Origin of the sequence: Alteromonas sp. MB-3u-76, assembly GCF_002831605.1 — a bacterium.
In the GTDB taxonomy this organism is placed as follows: Bacteria; Pseudomonadota; Gammaproteobacteria; order Enterobacterales; family Alteromonadaceae; genus Alteromonas; species Alteromonas hispanica.
In genome coordinates, this window is record NZ_CP025115.1 from 364,411 (window position 1) to 380,352 (window position 15,942).

General features: G+C 45.5%; 9 protein-coding genes and 3 rRNA genes. 9 read left to right on the forward strand and 3 right to left on the reverse strand.

From position 1 onward, the window contains the following. The first annotated feature begins 488 nt into the window (after window positions 1-488). The 4 genes from CW735_RS01570 (at window position 489) to CW735_RS01585 (ending at window position 6,510) form a co-directional block, all read left to right on the forward strand. A 16S ribosomal RNA gene (locus tag CW735_RS01570) occupies window positions 489-2,021 on the forward strand. A gap of 331 nt (window positions 2,022-2,352) precedes the next feature. Next, window positions 2,353-5,362, forward strand: a 23S ribosomal RNA gene (locus tag CW735_RS01575). A gap of 231 nt (window positions 5,363-5,593) precedes the next feature. After that, window positions 5,594-5,709 (forward strand): 5S ribosomal RNA (gene rrf, locus CW735_RS01580). The 16S, 23S and 5S rRNA genes sit together here, the layout of an rRNA operon. 267 nt (window positions 5,710-5,976) lie before the next feature. Further along, on the forward strand, window positions 5,977-6,510 hold the full coding sequence (locus CW735_RS01585) for a PH domain-containing protein (RefSeq protein WP_071978411.1): 534 nt from the start codon (window positions 5,977-5,979) through the stop codon (window positions 6,508-6,510). A 126-nt stretch (window positions 6,511-6,636) separates the two neighbouring features. Here the strand turns inward: CW735_RS01585 and gpmA are convergent, their stop codons facing one another. Beyond that, complete coding sequence (gene gpmA / locus CW735_RS01590) at window positions 6,637-7,383, reverse strand: 2,3-diphosphoglycerate-dependent phosphoglycerate mutase (RefSeq protein ID WP_071978412.1); 747 nt, start codon at window positions 7,381-7,383, stop codon at window positions 6,637-6,639. Between the two features lie 179 nt (window positions 7,384-7,562). Further along, a complete protein-coding gene (locus CW735_RS01595) occupies window positions 7,563-8,036 on the reverse strand; it encodes a cupin domain-containing protein (protein ID WP_071978413.1) in 474 nt (157 codons plus the stop codon). Between the two features lie 315 nt (window positions 8,037-8,351). Between CW735_RS01595 and acnA the strand changes: the two genes are divergently transcribed. Continuing rightward, window positions 8,352-11,069 carry an aconitate hydratase AcnA gene (gene acnA, locus CW735_RS01600; protein WP_071978414.1) on the forward strand — a complete coding sequence of 906 codons (2,718 nt, stop codon included), beginning with the start codon at window positions 8,352-8,354 and terminating at the stop codon, window positions 11,067-11,069. 80 nt (window positions 11,070-11,149) lie between these two features. On the opposite strand, the gene CW735_RS01605 is transcribed toward acnA, so the two are convergent. After that, window positions 11,150-13,366, reverse strand: a complete 2,217-nt coding sequence (locus CW735_RS01605) for a GspE/PulE family protein (protein WP_071978415.1) — start codon at window positions 13,364-13,366, stop codon at window positions 11,150-11,152. Between the two features lie 687 nt (window positions 13,367-14,053). Here CW735_RS01605 and rpsJ point away from each other — a divergent pair. From rpsJ to rplW, 4 genes are read left to right on the forward strand one after another with little or no spacing between them, the layout of a single operon-like run. Continuing rightward, on the forward strand, window positions 14,054-14,365 hold the full coding sequence (rpsJ, locus tag CW735_RS01610) for a 30S ribosomal protein S10 (RefSeq protein WP_006012796.1): 312 nt from the start codon (window positions 14,054-14,056) through the stop codon (window positions 14,363-14,365). An 18-nt stretch (window positions 14,366-14,383) separates the two neighbouring features. Then, window positions 14,384-15,022, forward strand: a complete 639-nt coding sequence (gene rplC, locus CW735_RS01615; RefSeq protein WP_032095144.1) for a 50S ribosomal protein L3 — start codon at window positions 14,384-14,386, stop codon at window positions 15,020-15,022. Between the two features lie 18 nt (window positions 15,023-15,040). Further along, complete coding sequence (rplD, locus tag CW735_RS01620; protein ID WP_071978416.1) at window positions 15,041-15,646, forward strand: 50S ribosomal protein L4; 606 nt, start codon at window positions 15,041-15,043, stop codon at window positions 15,644-15,646. Then, a complete protein-coding gene (gene rplW, locus CW735_RS01625) occupies window positions 15,643-15,942 on the forward strand; it encodes a 50S ribosomal protein L23 (protein WP_012516959.1) in 300 nt (99 codons plus the stop codon). Before rplD ends, rplW begins: the two co-directional genes overlap by 4 nt.

Consider the following 15,942-nt stretch of genomic DNA (forward strand, 5'->3'; position numbering starts at 1 on the left):
CCTATATGAATTGCAAAATGCGGGACAATACCTTTCTGTATTGCGGCAAAGAGGGAAATAGAATGCGTTGCATACGCGTGTTTGTATTTTTAAACGCCAGATCGTTCAATCAGCAATCAAAAAAGCAATAAATGACACTTTTTTTAAAATACTTGTTGACGTGAGCGCTCAGATCCCTAAAATGCGCATCCGCTTCGGGGGAAAAGCCAAACGGCAGACACCGCGAAGTTAGTCTCTACTACCTTTGTAAGGCAGTAAAGACGGGAGTTTCGAAGTTAGCTTTAAGAAAATAAATTTTCAAAAGGTGTTGACAGTAAAAACTTCCAGCGTATAATGCGCACCTCACTCGAACAGGGTGAGTCACCAAGAAGCAACGGCTTACGGTGAGATAGCGACGAAGTCGCTATGTTCTTTAACAATTTAGACAAGACAATCTGTGTGGGCACTCGTTAAGAGTGTCTATACGACGATTCATAATTCGATATATTTAATTGAAGAGTTTGATCATGGCTCAGATTGAACGCTGGCGGCAGGCCTAACACATGCAAGTCGAACGGTAGCAGGATGTGCTTGCACATCGCTGACGAGTGGCGGACGGGTGAGTAATGCTTGGGAACTTGCCTTTGCGAGGGGGATAACAGTTGGAAACGACTGCTAATACCGCATAACGTCTACGGACCAAACGGGGCTTAGGCTCCGGCGCAGAGAGAGGCCCAAGTGAGATTAGCTAGTTGGTGAGGTAAAGGCTCACCAAGGCGACGATCTCTAGCTGTTCTGAGAGGAAGATCAGCCACACTGGGACTGAGACACGGCCCAGACTCCTACGGGAGGCAGCAGTGGGGAATATTGCACAATGGGGGAAACCCTGATGCAGCCATGCCGCGTGTGTGAAGAAGGCCTTCGGGTTGTAAAGCACTTTCAGTTGTGAGGAAAAGTGAGTAGTTAATACCTGCTCACCGTGACGTTAGCAACAGAAGAAGCACCGGCTAACTCCGTGCCAGCAGCCGCGGTAATACGGAGGGTGCGAGCGTTAATCGGAATTACTGGGCGTAAAGCGCACGCAGGCGGTTTGTTAAGCTAGATGTGAAAGCCCCGGGCTCAACCTGGGACGGTCATTTAGAACTGGCAGACTAGAGTCTTGGAGAGGGGAGTGGAATTCCAGGTGTAGCGGTGAAATGCGTAGATATCTGGAGGAACATCAGTGGCGAAGGCGACTCCCTGGCCAAAGACTGACGCTCATGTGCGAAAGTGTGGGTAGCGAACAGGATTAGATACCCTGGTAGTCCACACCGTAAACGCTGTCTACTAGCTGTTTGTGACTTTAAGTCGTGAGTAGCGAAGCTAACGCGATAAGTAGACCGCCTGGGGAGTACGGCCGCAAGGTTAAAACTCAAATGAATTGACGGGGGCCCGCACAAGCGGTGGAGCATGTGGTTTAATTCGATGCAACGCGAAGAACCTTACCTACACTTGACATGCAGAGAACTTTCCAGAGATGGATTGGTGCCTTCGGGAACTCTGACACAGGTGCTGCATGGCTGTCGTCAGCTCGTGTCGTGAGATGTTGGGTTAAGTCCCGCAACGAGCGCAACCCTTGTCCTTAGTTGCCAGCATTTAGTTGGGCACTCTAAGGAGACTGCCGGTGACAAACCGGAGGAAGGTGGGGACGACGTCAAGTCATCATGGCCCTTACGTGTAGGGCTACACACGTGCTACAATGGCATTTACAGAGGGAAGCGAGACAGTGATGTGGAGCGGACCCCTTAAAGAATGTCGTAGTCCGGATTGGAGTCTGCAACTCGACTCCATGAAGTCGGAATCGCTAGTAATCGCAAGTCAGAATATTGCGGTGAATACGTTCCCGGGCCTTGTACACACCGCCCGTCACACCATGGGAGTGGGATGCAAAAGAAGTAGTTAGTTTAACCTTCGGGAGAACGATTACCACTTTGTGTTTCATGACTGGGGTGAAGTCGTAACAAGGTAACCCTAGGGGAACCTGGGGTTGGATCACCTCCTTACCAAAAACGTCGAAAGACGCCTTGATGCAGTGCCTACACAGATTGTTTTGTTCGTTAGAACAAGATTATGTTCTTTAACAATTTGGAAAGCTGATATTAATAGTAATCAATCAGAAGAGTAATTGAGAAGTCGAAAGACGCACTTTTTACTCTACTTGACTTGAATTGCTTGTTATCTAAAAGCGCTGAAAAGCGTGCCAATCGGCAAGCCGATTAGCAAGAAGATAGCAAGGCAATTCTTCCGATTAGCTTGTCATGCATACAACATTACCCTTGTCCGATTTCAAAAGGCGGACATGAGGCCGATACTCAAGGCTTTTTAGGGTTGTATGGTTAAGTGACGAAGCGTATACGGTGGATGCCTTGGCAGTTAGAGGCGATGAAGGACGTGTAAGTCTGCGAAAAGCTGTGGTGAGCCGACAAAATGCATTTGAGCCACAGATGTCCGAATGGGGAAACCCACCTGTTTACAGGTATCGTTACATGAATACATAGTGTAACGAGGCGAACGAGGGGAACTGAAACATCTAAGTACCCTTAGGAAAAGAAATCAATTGAGATTCCCCTAGTAGCGGCGAGCGAACGGGGAGCAGCCCTTAAGCTGTTTAGTGTGTAGTGGAATCCTTTGGGAAGAGGAGCGATACAGGGTGATAGCCCCGTACACGTAGCGTGCTTTACAGTGAAATCGAGTAGGTCGGGACACGTGTTATCTTGACTGAATATGGGGGGACCATCCTCCAAGGCTAAATACTCCTAACTGACCGATAGTGAACCAGTACCGTGAGGGAAAGGCGAAAAGAACCCCTGTGAGGGGAGTGAAATAGAACCTGAAACCGTATACGTACAAGCAGTGGGAGCCCCATCACTAAGTGCCTTTAGTGATGTGACTCACAAAGCATAATAGCCAGTTTGATTTAACGTCAACGTTGACCTGCGAAGCAGCCAACGGTAAACCGCAAAAAATCAAGCAGGGTGCTTAGTGATGGGGTGACTGCGTACCTTTTGTATAATGGGTCAGCGACTTATATTTAGTAGCAAGGTTAAGCGAATAGCGGAGCCGTAGCGAAAGCGAGTGTTAACTGCGCGTTGAGTTGCTAGGTATAGACCCGAAACCCGGTGATCTAGCCATGGGCAGGTTGAAGGTTGAGTAACATCAACTGGAGGACCGAACCGACTGACGTTGAAAAGTCAGCGGATGACTTGTGGCTGGGGGTGAAAGGCCAATCAAACCGGGAGATAGCTGGTTCTCCCCGAAATCTATTTAGGTAGAGCCTCGGACGAATTCCATTGGGGGTAGAGCACTGTTAAGGCTAGGGGGTCATCCCGACTTACCAACCCTTTGCAAACTCCGAATACCAATGAGAACTATCCGGGAGACACACGGCGGGTGCTAACGTCCGTCGTGGAGAGGGAAACAACCCAGACCGCCAGCTAAGGTCCCAAAATATTGCTAAGTGGGAAACGATGTGGGAAGGCATAGACAGCTAGGAGGTTGGCTTAGAAGCAGCCACCCTTTAAAGAAAGCGTAATAGCTCACTAGTCGAGTCGGCCTGCGCGGAAGATGTAACGGGGCTAAGCAATATACCGAAGCTGCGGCAGCACAGTTTACTGTGCTGGGTAGGGGAGCGTTGTGTAAGTGGATGAAGGTGAGTTGTAAAGCTTGCTGGACATATCACAAGTGCGAATGCTGACATGAGTAACGATAATGGGAGTGAAAAACTCCCACGCCGGAAGACCAAGGTTTCCTGTCCCATGCTAATCAGGGCAGGGTAAGTCGGCCCCTAAGGCGAGGCAGAAATGCGTAGTCGATGGGAAACGGATTAATATTTCCGTACTTGTATAATCAGTGATGGAGGGACGGAGAAGGCTAGGCAAGCTTGGCGTTGGTTGTCCAAGTGAAAGTGAGTAGGCTGCGTATTTAGGTAAATCCGGATACGCTCTTTAAAAGAGAAAGGCCGAGACACGAGACGAGCTCCCAAGGGAGTGAAGTTGTTGATGCCCTGCTTCCAGGAAAAGCTTCTAAACTTATGATTATATGAACCGTACCCCAAACCGACACAGGTGGTCAGGTAGAGAATACTAAGGCGCTTGAGAGAACTCGGGTGAAGGAACTCGGCAAAATTGTACCGTAACTTCGGGAGAAGGTACGCCTCTGTTTGTGAACACTTCGCGTGGTAAGCAAATGGAGGCCGCAGTGACCAGGTGGCTGGGACTGTTTATTAAAAACACAGCACTCTGCAAACTCGTAAGAGGACGTATAGGGTGTGACACCTGCCCGGTGCCGGAAGGTTAATTGATGGGGTTAGCGTAAGCGAAGCTCTTGATCGAAGCCCCGGTAAACGGCGGCCGTAACTATAACGGTCCTAAGGTAGCGAAATTCCTTGTCGGGTAAGTTCCGACCTGCACGAATGGTGTAACCATGGCCACGCTGTCTCCACCCGAGACTCAGTGAAATTGAAATCGCAGTGAAGATGCTGTGTACCCGCACCTAGACGGAAAGACCCCGTGAACCTTTACTACAGCTTGGCACTGAACATTGAACCTACATGTGTAGGATAGGTGGGAGGCTTCGAAGCACAGTCGCTAGATTGTGTGGAGCCGTCCTTGAAATACCACCCTTGTATGTTTGATGTTCTAACATTGGTCCCTTATCGGGATTGTGGACAGTGTCTGGTGGGTAGTTTGACTGGGGCGGTCTCCTCCCAAATAGTAACGGAGGAGCACGAAGGTTAGCTAATCACGGTCGGACATCGTGAGGTTAGTGCAATGGCATAAGCTAGCTTAACTGCGAGACAGACACGTCGAGCAGGTACGAAAGTAGGTCATAGTGATCCGGTGGTTCTGTATGGAAGGGCCATCGCTCAACGGATAAAAGGTACTCCGGGGATAACAGGCTGATACCGCCCAAGAGTTCATATCGACGGCGGTGTTTGGCACCTCGATGTCGGCTCATCACATCCTGGGGCTGAAGTCGGTCCCAAGGGTATGGCTGTTCGCCATTTAAAGTGGTACGCGAGCTGGGTTTAGAACGTCGTGAGACAGTTCGGTCCCTATCTGGTGTGGGCGTTGGATGATTGATGGGAGCTGCTCCTAGTACGAGAGGACCGGAGTGGACGAACCGCTGGTGTTCGGGTTGTCATGCCAATGGCATTGCCCGGTAGCTACGTTCGGAACGGATAACCGCTGAAAGCATCTAAGCGGGAAGCCGGCCCAAAGATGAGTCATCCCTGACCTTTAAGGTCTGGAAGGGTTGTTATAGACGATGACGTTGATAGGCAGGGTGTGGAAGCGTTGTAAGGCGTTAAGCTAACCTGTACTAATTGCCCGAGAGGCTTAACCATACAACGCCTAAAAGGCTTCGGTGAGAAGTTGGCGTTGTAAGCAAAGACAAGCTAAAGACATAAAGACAGTAGAGTAGAAAGTCAGTTACTCACTGATTGAATTAATATCAAACTTTCCGATTTGTTAGTTATTAAGCAACGATGATTAAATAGACTCTTGAGAGTACTGTTGGTCCTCCTTGCGCAGAAGTCATGATAAAAAGCATCATGATTCTGCACTAAAAGTTTTATCCTGGCAGCCATAGCGATACGGTACCACCTGACTCCATTCCGAACTCAGAAGTGAAACGTATTAGCGCCGATGGTAGTGTGGGGTCTCCCCATGTGAGAGTAGGACACTGCCAGGTCCCATTAAGAAAAACCCGCCTAACGGCGGGTTTTTTGCTTTCTAGCCCTCCAAAAATCATAAACGGGGTCAGATCCACATTAAGCACTCCTTCAAAGCCTAGCGATACGTTCCTTAAAGACTTAACGTGATGCTAGCCCACGCTAGAGCTTACCTCCTACCAGGCAAGTGTGCTAATTCGGATCTGAATCTGTTTTATCTGGTTCTTGCTTTGTTTATTCATTATATTAGAGCGCTAATACATGAATAACTGATAAGTGACTGTTCGATGGCAGAGCGAATTATTTTAGAAGCCACATTTAATCCGGCGGTGAAGCGTTACTGGCTTGTAAGCCTTTTGCTGTTTTCGACATTAATAGTGATTGGCATACCCTTTCTTATTATATCAATCCCTTTATTTTTAGTGATAAGCAATAGAACGTTGGCTGCAATGTCGGCAACGATCACAGAACGCAAACTTGTTGTTAAAAGAGGGATATTTCATAAAGAAGAAAAGTCTATACCCTTGGAAAAGATTACAGATGTAGCTATGGTTCAAGGGCCCTTAATGCGTGTTTTTAACCTTTACAGGCTGTCATTTGAAACGGCTGGACAGTCAGCCCAAGGCGCGCTCGTTTCCCTTCTTGGTATTGATGACGCCGCTAATTTTCGAGAAACAATACTATCGCAAAAAGATGCGATATCGGTTACAGGAACTTCTACTAGCGGCCAGTCTGAAGATAAGCAATCTGAAATGTCAGTTCTTATAGATAGCGTAAAGCGCATTGAAGGTTTGTTGGAAGCCTTGCTAAAGGAAAAGTAGTTTCTAAAACTCCCCCAGCGTGTGTTTGTATATTTAGAATATGACTAGCAGAAAAAAGACCCTTACTGATTACTATGAATTAGAAAGGGTCTTTTTACATCGATTCAAAACCGGTGAGTAACTCTATTACTTAGCTTTACCTTGTTTCGCCACGGCATCCATCATTGCTTTAATTGCTTCTGGATCTCCTAAGTAGTCTTTTGAAATAGGTTTTAGATTCTTATCAAGTTCGTAAACCAAAGGCACGCCCGTTGGTATATTGAGGCCGAGTACCTCTTCATCAGACATACCGTCTAAGTATTTCACCAAAGCACGTAAACTATTGCCGTGCGCTGCAATGATCACACGTTTGCCATCTTGAATTTGCGGACGAATTACATCGTGCCAATATGGCAATACGCGCTCTATGGTAAGCTTAAGACTCTCACCGCGAGGTAGAATGTCAGCATCAACATTATTATAGCGACGATCGTGACCAGGAAAATGCTCACTTTCAGTTTCTACTGCTGGCGGTGGAATATCGAAACTACGACGCCATACTTTAACTTGCTCTTCACCATGCTTGGCAGCAGTTTCTGCCTTATCTAGGCCAGTAAGTGCGCCATAGTGACGCTCATTTAAACGCCAGTGACGCTCAACGGGTAGGTAGTGCTGTCCCATTTCTTCAAGCGCAATATTAAGTGTTTTAATAGCGCGAAGTAATACAGACGTGTAAGCCTGATCAAATTCAAATCCTGCGTCTTTTAACATTTTACCAGCGTTCTTTGCTTGTGCTACGCCAGTATCAGTCAAATCAACGTCATGCCAACCAGTGAAACGATTTTCCAAGTTCCACTGACTCTCTCCGTGACGAATAAGTACCAATTTATACATAGTTGGGTTACCTGCGGGGTTGAGTAAAAAAGCCTGCCCGTCTGTTTTAGAATAGACGTGCAGACGTATATTGAAGTTGCATATTATCATCCTTGATACGTAACAAAAAATCCAGCGCTAACCCCCATAAAATCAAAGGTAAGACCAACCTTTGTACAATCAGCTTCGTCACTTTGAGCCTATATAAATTTACTCATACCTGAATGATGATCGTTTAGCCATTTGACTGTGGAAGGGTCTTCAATAAAGCTGAAGTCTTCAAAGTCAAAACCTGGTGCTACGGTACAGCCTACTAAGCTGTAATCTCCGGTGCTGTAAGCGGCTTGATAATGACCCGCCGGTACAATGTGTACATAGCCATTTTCTGAGTTGCCTATGATTTTTTTTGAAAGCCCGTTTTGTGCAAGTGTGTCAGTTTCAAACTGAATTAATTGCAATGGTGCGCCTTCATAATGATTCCATACTTCGTCGTGCAACACACGATGAAACCGACTCACTTGCCCTTTTAAAAGTAAGAAGTAGATGTGTGTTAGTGCAGGTCTACTTTTGCCATGAACGTGCGAAGCTGTAATGTCTGAAGAACGATATATTTGCTTGTAATAACCACCCTCAGGATGTGGCATTAGCCCATATTTTTGAATAAGTGTATGCATTCGCTAAACTCTATATAAAGCGCGTTGAGTTAACGCAGGTGTTTTAAGCATATTTGGGTACTCATATCGTTAAAAGGTAATGATGTTTTGGTTTTAATTCAAAAATAAAGGGTGGGGACACGCTTTCGAAGCGGTGTGTGTTAGCTAAGCGGACAAAAACTTAGCAGTTACATGAACTTTTTTTCATGTATTTTCCGTATAAGAACATAGCAGCTGAACGTTTAGGTGTATACGCTGCACTATAGGTCTTTCCTACAGTCCTTTCGTTCAGCGAATGATATAAATTTCGAACAGGCAAAAAAGGATAGTGACCATATGACTTATAAGTCTTTTTCAGACCTTGAAGTAAAGGGTAAAACTTTCAAGGCTATTAACCTCGATCGTATAAACGAAAAATATCCCCTAGATCGCCTTCCGTTTTGTATTAAGGTACTTTTAGAAAACCTCGTTCGTCACGAAGATAAAGAATTCGTCTCTAGTGAAGATATAGAGCACGTAGCCAAATGGGACACCTCGAATAATGAAGAGCTTGAAGTCTCTTTCGTTCCAGCCCGCGTTATTTTACAAGATTTTACAGGTGTTCCAGCCATTGTCGATTTGGCTGCAATGCGTGACGCCGTTGACCGTCTTGGTGGAGATGCGCAAGCTATCAACCCACTCAACCCTGTAGAGCTGGTTATCGATCATTCTGTAATGGTTGATCATTTCGCCGAAGAGAATGCCTTACAGAAAAACACAGACATTGAAATTGAAAGAAATAGAGAGCGTTACCAGTTTTTAAAATGGGGACAGTCTAGCTTCGATAACTTTAAGGTGGTTCCTCCCGGTCGCGGTATTGTTCACCAAGTTAACCTTGAATACTTAGCGCGCTGTGCGTTTATCAAAGAGACTGAAGACGGAAACTTTGTCTACCCAGATACGCTTGTTGGTACAGATTCGCATACCACAATGATAAATGGCTTAGGCGTATTGGGATGGGGTGTTGGCGGAATTGAGGCCGAGGCGGCTATGCTTGGTCAGCCTGTCACCATGCTACTTCCTAACGTGGTAGGCTTTAAGCTAGACGGTAGGCTACCCGCTGGCGTTACCGCAACAGACATGGTACTCACTATTACCCAACAGCTTAGAGCCCATGGTGTAGTAGGAAAGTTCGTCGAATTTTTTGGGCCAGGCTTAAAATATCTTACCACTGCAGATAGAGCTACCATTGCTAATATGGCACCAGAATACGGCGCCACATGCGGTATCTTCCCTATAGATGACGTCGCGCTAGATTATTTACGTTTAACGGGTCGTGACGAAGCGCAAATAGAGCTGGTAGAGAAGTACGCTAAATACAGCAACTTATGGCATGACGATCATTCGAAGGATGCTGAATACCACGAGACGCTTGAACTAAATTTAAACGACGTGGTTCCCTCTATTGCCGGCCCTAAACGTCCGCAAGATAGAATTGCTCTAGATAAAGCCGCAGAAGCATTCAATGAATGGCATCGTTCTCAAATAGACGTAAAAGTGCTGGATGAAGAAACAGAGTTCGTCGCTGAAGGCGGTCTAGTCGGTGGTAGCGATGTTGACGAAGCGCACGACTCATTCGTTAACTTTAGAGACAACAAATTCAATTTAGAAGATGGTGCAATAGTCATTGCTGCTATTACTAGCTGTACTAACACCTCTAACCCATCTGTGCTTGTTGCTGCAGGACTGCTTGCGCAAAAGGCGGTTGAAAAGGGCTTAACCAGTAAACCGTGGGTGAAAACCTCGTTAGCACCAGGTTCGCAAGTAGTCACCCAGTATCTCGAAGATGCTAATTTAATGAAGCCCCTTGAAGCCTTAGGTTTTAATTTGGTGGGCTATGGTTGTACTACCTGTATTGGTAATTCGGGGCCGCTTCCAGACCCCATTACCGACGCGATAAGAAAAGCGAAACTTACGGTAACGTCGGTACTTTCAGGTAATCGTAATTTTGAAGGGCGAATTCATCCCGATGTTGCCGCAAACTATCTAGCATCGCCTCCTTTGGTAGTGGCTTACGCACTCGCAGGCAATATGAATGCGGATATTTCTAAAGAGCCATTAGGCATGTCAAAAGACGGCGAGCCAGTTTACTTAAAAGATCTTTGGCCTTCAGAGGAAGAGATTCAAAAGTATATTTCCGAAAATGTGACCGGTAAGCTATTTAAAGAAAAGTATGCTGACGTGTTTAAAGGCAACGGTGAATGGAACGAGTTAAGTGTGAGTGAAACATCAGTTTACGACTGGCCTGATTCAACTTATATCAAACATCCACCATTTTTTGAGGTGATGGAGAAAGAGCCTGCTGCGCTTCAGTCAATTGATAATGCACGTTGTCTTGTAAAAGTAGGTGACTCGATTACTACAGACCATATTTCGCCGGCAGGTGCCATTGCACCAGACAGTCCTGCGGGAGAATACTTGCAAGCTCAAGGCGTCGATCCCAAAGATTTTAATTCTTACGGATCACGTAGGGGTAACCACGAGGTAATGATGCGGGGTACGTTTGCCAATGTACGCTTGCAAAACCAGCTTGCGCCCGGGACCAAGGGAAGTGCAACCACTCACTATCCAAGTGGTGACAGCATGTCGATATTCCATGCCGCCATGCGATACAAAGATGACGGCGTACCAGCCGTAGTCATAGGCGGTAAAGAATATGGAACAGGCTCAAGTAGAGACTGGGCTGCGAAGGGGCCTTCTTTGATGGGCGTGAAAGCCGTATTAGCCGAAAGCTACGAACGGATACATCGCTCAAACCTAATCGGTATGGGAATTTTACCTCTTCAGTTTAAAAAGGGAGATTCGGCATCATCGCGTGATATCAAGGGTAACGAGTCCTTCTCAATTGGTGGCGTAGAGCGTGGACAAAAAGAAGTGAGCGTTACCATGACCACTGACGATGGTGAATCAAAAGAATTTACCATGGATATTAGAATTGATACGTCTAACGAATTTACGTATTTTGAAAATGGCGGAATCTTACATTACGTCATTCGAGAATATCTTCGTAAGTAGAGTTGTCAGGTATATAAAGTAGAGTTAAAAACGCCCCTTGGTGAATAAATCACGAAGGGGCGTTTTATTTTTAGCGTAGTTTAATCTCCACTGACTATTTGAACTTGCGCTAAATCAGTGTCGCCTTTTATCACTTTGAATATAGCGTCTTGAACCAAGGTGCGCATTCCATCGTCCGTAGCCTGCTTCTTCATTTGAGCTACACTTGACTCTTTATACACTAACGAGCGCAGTTCTGGTGTCATACCCAGTAATTCATGCACACCGGTTCTACCTTTATAGCCGGTATTACCGCACTCTGAGCACCCTTTCGCTTTATAAAGCTCTGGAATACCAGATAGGTTTAGCTCGTGCATGTGCTCTTTGCCGTACTGGCGTTCAATAAACGCCATATCCTTTTCAGTCGCTACGTATTTCTCTTTACACTTACCGCACAATGTACGAATAAGACGCTGAGCAAGTATTCCTACACAGGCATCTGAAAAGTTAACTGGGTCTAACCCTAAATCAAGTAAACGAGTAATGGTTTCAGGTGCTGAGTTGGTATGCAGCGTAGACAATACTAAGTGACCTGTTAGTGAGGCCTCAATACCCGCATGGGCAGTCTCTTTATCACGCATCTCACCAATAAGAATAATATCGGGGTCTGCACGTAAGAAAGCGCGAAGAGCATTGGCAAAGGTAAATCCAATTTTTGGGCTCACTTGAACTTGCTGTAAACCTGGCTGGGTAATCTCTACGGGATCTTCAGCAGTCCATATCTTTTTCTCAGGTGTGTTCAAATACCCAAGTATGGCGTGTAGTGTTGTGGTTTTACCCGAGCCTGTTGGCCCAACAACAAGAAGAATGCCGTGAGGCTTTTTAATCATATCTTCAAGGCGAGCCCGGTTGTTGGGAGCCAAGTTCATTTTTTCTATGGGCATGGCTCCACCAGAGGCCAATATCCTCATTACTACGCCTTCGCCTGCAACGGTTGGAATAGTGGCTACGCGAACCTCTACAAGTTGGCCGTTCATTCTAAATGCCAGCTTACCGTCTTGCGGAACACGTTTTTCGGCGATATTTAAATTCGACATAATCTTTATACGCGCTATCACTGCGTTATGGTGCGAGTGAGGAACTTGGTTCATGTCTCTACACACACCGTCTACACGCATACGAACACGGGTAGGCGCATTTTTCTCGGGATCTATGTGAATATCTGAGGCATTAAGACGCTTGGCATCGTGCAATACACGGCTTACTAAACGAACTACCGCAGGTGCATCATCGGATAACTCATCAAATTGGTCTTCTTTTTCGTCGCTAGAGGTACCAATTTCATCCAGTATTTCACTCATCTCGCCAGGGCCACCGCCCCCGCTGTTTTCACCGAGATATTGCAAGACTAAGCTAGGTAAGCTAACCGCAATTTCATAACTCTCAATGCCCATTGCACTCTCTATTTCCATTAGAAGTGCTGCGTTGTTAGGTTCGGCCATCAATACGATAGGCTTTTCGTGAGCATCTGCTATAACTGCAACATAGTTACGCTTTAAATAGGAAACATTGAGCTTACTTTCATTTTCAAAGCGGTGGTATTTATCTGGCAAATAGGGAATAAAAGGGACTTGGTAGTGAATTGATAAAGAGTTACCAATCTCTTCTTCTGAAATACGGTGCTCAGAAACAAGACGTTGAACAAGGGCTCGTATATCTGGTGTCGAAAGCTTTATTTCTTCGAGGGTGTTTTCATCGATAAGACTTTTGTGAACTAATAGATCGAATGGGTTATTGGTGCCCCCTAATTCAAAACGAAATTTGTCACCCAGTATTAAAGCGAGCGCGTTACCCAGTTTAAGATCATCTTCGGAGAAGGCACTTTCTACCTTATTGATAATCTGGATTACACCCATTAGCACTCCGGCATTCATTATAGGGACACAGAGAATATTTAAGGTTTTGAAGTCACTGTCTTTATCGAATTTGCCAGCAAACCTGAGTCGAGGGTGAATACTTTGAAGCATGGTTGTGTTGTAAGGGTCGTCAATAACAACAGGCTTCTGAGAAAGTGCAACGTACCCTGCAATAGACATTGGACTGATAGGCACTTTAATTTCTTGTGTTTCTTTCCCAGTTTTAAAACGGGCAACCAAGTCTTGGTGCTGGCGCCTGCGCTGAAAAATACTCATGCGCTGAGCACCAAACAGTTCTAAGATAATAGGCTCTAACAAACCATAAGCATCGAGCAGCGTAGAATGGTTATTCAGAATACGCCTGATTTGAGAGAACGTTTGTTGATTATTGACTACTTCCATATTCCCACTACTTTGCGGAGTAAGACCTTTTGTCTCATTCCTTTAATAAAAATTCCCGGGCGCGACCTTAAGCAAAGCCAACAAAGCCAGTTTTAAGAACAACGGTATAAACGGCTGGACCTTACGGTTTGCGTTTGCATACTTGCGCACAAAAGACTTACAGACACGTTTAACTTTAGTTTAACAATGTTACCTGTTTATCGCACCTAGGCAGACGATCGTAAATTACACCAAGCGCTGCGTTTCGCTATGTTATCAGCAACAATATACATTTACGTCAGGTGGGGCAATAAGTCTACTTTGAATATAAAACTTTGAACTAATGACTTAGCAACAAAATAGCAAAGACGTAAAATAATCATTAGGGTTGAGGAACCTCACTGAATTCAAATTTTATGCGCTAAATATAGAACAAAAAGCAATCTAGTAGTTGCATTACCTCAACGCTTCTGTATAATTCGCGCCCACTGCCTGAATAGGGCATTGATTTTTTAGCCGCAACCACACTGCTTTTAGGGTGGCTGCCGACGTAAGAGATTTGTCTTTACCGACCAAGCTATTACAAGCGTGCTAAAAATAAGAACAGGGTTCCAATTGGGAACCATCGGTTTACGCACATCCTTTCTTTCTGAACAAAATAGAAAAGAAGGGGTGAATTTTTTTGTTCTTTCGATTGGAGCTTAATCGATGCCAAATCAAAGAATTCGTATTCGTTTGAAAGCGTTTGATCACAAGTTGATCGATCAGTCTACGGCTGAAATCGTTGAAACGGCGAAACGTACTGGTGCTCAGGTCAGCGGTCCAATTCCACTGCCTACTCGCAAAGAACGCTATACGGTATTGACATCTCCTCACGTAAATAAAGATGCACGTGACCAATATGAGATTCGTACTCACAAGCGTTTGGTAGACATCATCGAGCCAACTGATAAAACAGTTGACGCGTTGATGCGTTTGGACTTGGCTGCTGGTGTTGATGTTCAAATCAGCCTGGGCTAACAAGAGAGGGTTATAACAATGGCGATTGGTCTAATCGGTCGTAAAGTGGGTATGACTCGCATCTTCACTGAAGATGGCACGTCAATCCCTGTGACTGTTATTGAAGCGACCCCAAACCGTGTTACTCAGTTACGTACTGAAGAAACAGACGGTTATCGCGCTCTTCAGGTTACTGCTGGAACTAAGAAAGCTAACCGCGTCAACAAAGCCGAAGCAGGTCACTTTGCTAAAGCTGGTGTTGAAGCTGGTCGCACTCTAGCAGAATTCCGCCTAGAAGATAACGAAGGTAACGATATTGAAGTCGGCGGTGAAATCACTGTTGAAATCTTTAACGATACCAAAAAGATTGATGTCACTGGTACATCAAAAGGTAAAGGTTTTGCTGGCGCGATCAAACGTTGGAACTTTAGTTCTCAGCGTATGACTCACGGTAACTCTTTGTCTCACCGTGCTCCTGGTTCAATTGGCCAAAACCAATCACCAGGTAAAGTTTTCAAAGGCAAGAAAATGGCTGGTCAGCTTGGTAACAAGCAAGTGACTACGCAGTCTTTGGAAGTTGTACGTGTTGACGTAGAGAACGGCCTTATCCTTGTTAAAGGTGCCGTACCTGGCGCAACTGGTAATGACGTTATCGTCAAGCCAGCTGTTAAAGCGTAACGTCTGGGGAGTGAACTGATGGAATTAACATTGAAAGACGCGCAAAGCGCTCTTGAAGTATCCGAAGCGACCTTTGGACGTGAATTCAACGAAGCCTTGGTACACCAAGTCGTTGTAGCTTACGGTGCAGGCGCGCGTCAGGGTACAAAAGCGCAGAAAACTCGCGCTGAAGTTCGTGGTGGCGGTAAGAAGCCATGGCGTCAAAAAGGTACTGGCCGAGCTCGTGCTGGTACAATCCGTAGCCCAATTTGGGTTGGCGGTGGCCGTGCTTTCGCAGCTAAGCCTCGTGACTTCGAACAAAAAGTTAACAAGAAAATGTATCGCGGTGCGATTAAGAGCATTTTGTCAGAACTAATTCGCCAAGATCGTTTGATCGTGGTTGAAAAGTTCGGTGTTGAAGCACCTAAGACAAAAGAACTTATTTCTGCACTTAACGAATATGAACTAAATGATGTTCTTATCGTTACTCCTGAAGTAGATGAAAACTTGTTCTTAGCGGCTCGTAACTTATATAAAGTTGACGTACGCGACGTAGCAGGCATTGACCCAGTGAGCTTGATTGCATTCGAAAAAGTGCTAATTACTGCTGATGCGGTTAAACAACTTGAGGAGGCGTTAGCATGAAAGAAGAACGTCTACTGAAGGTGCTAGTAGCACCTCACGTTTCAGAAAAGTCTACAATGGCTGCTGAAGCGAACAACACAGTTGTATTTAAAGTAGCCAAAGACGCGAATAAAGCCGAAATTAAAGCTGCAGTTGAAAAACTGTTTGAAGTTGAAGTTGAAGGTGTTCGCACAGTGAACGTTAAAGGTAAAACTAAACGTCACGGTATGTCTTTCGGTAAACGCAGCGACTGGAAAAAGGCCTACGTGGTTCTTAAAGAAGGTCAGGACATCGACTTTGTCGGTGGCGCTGAGTAA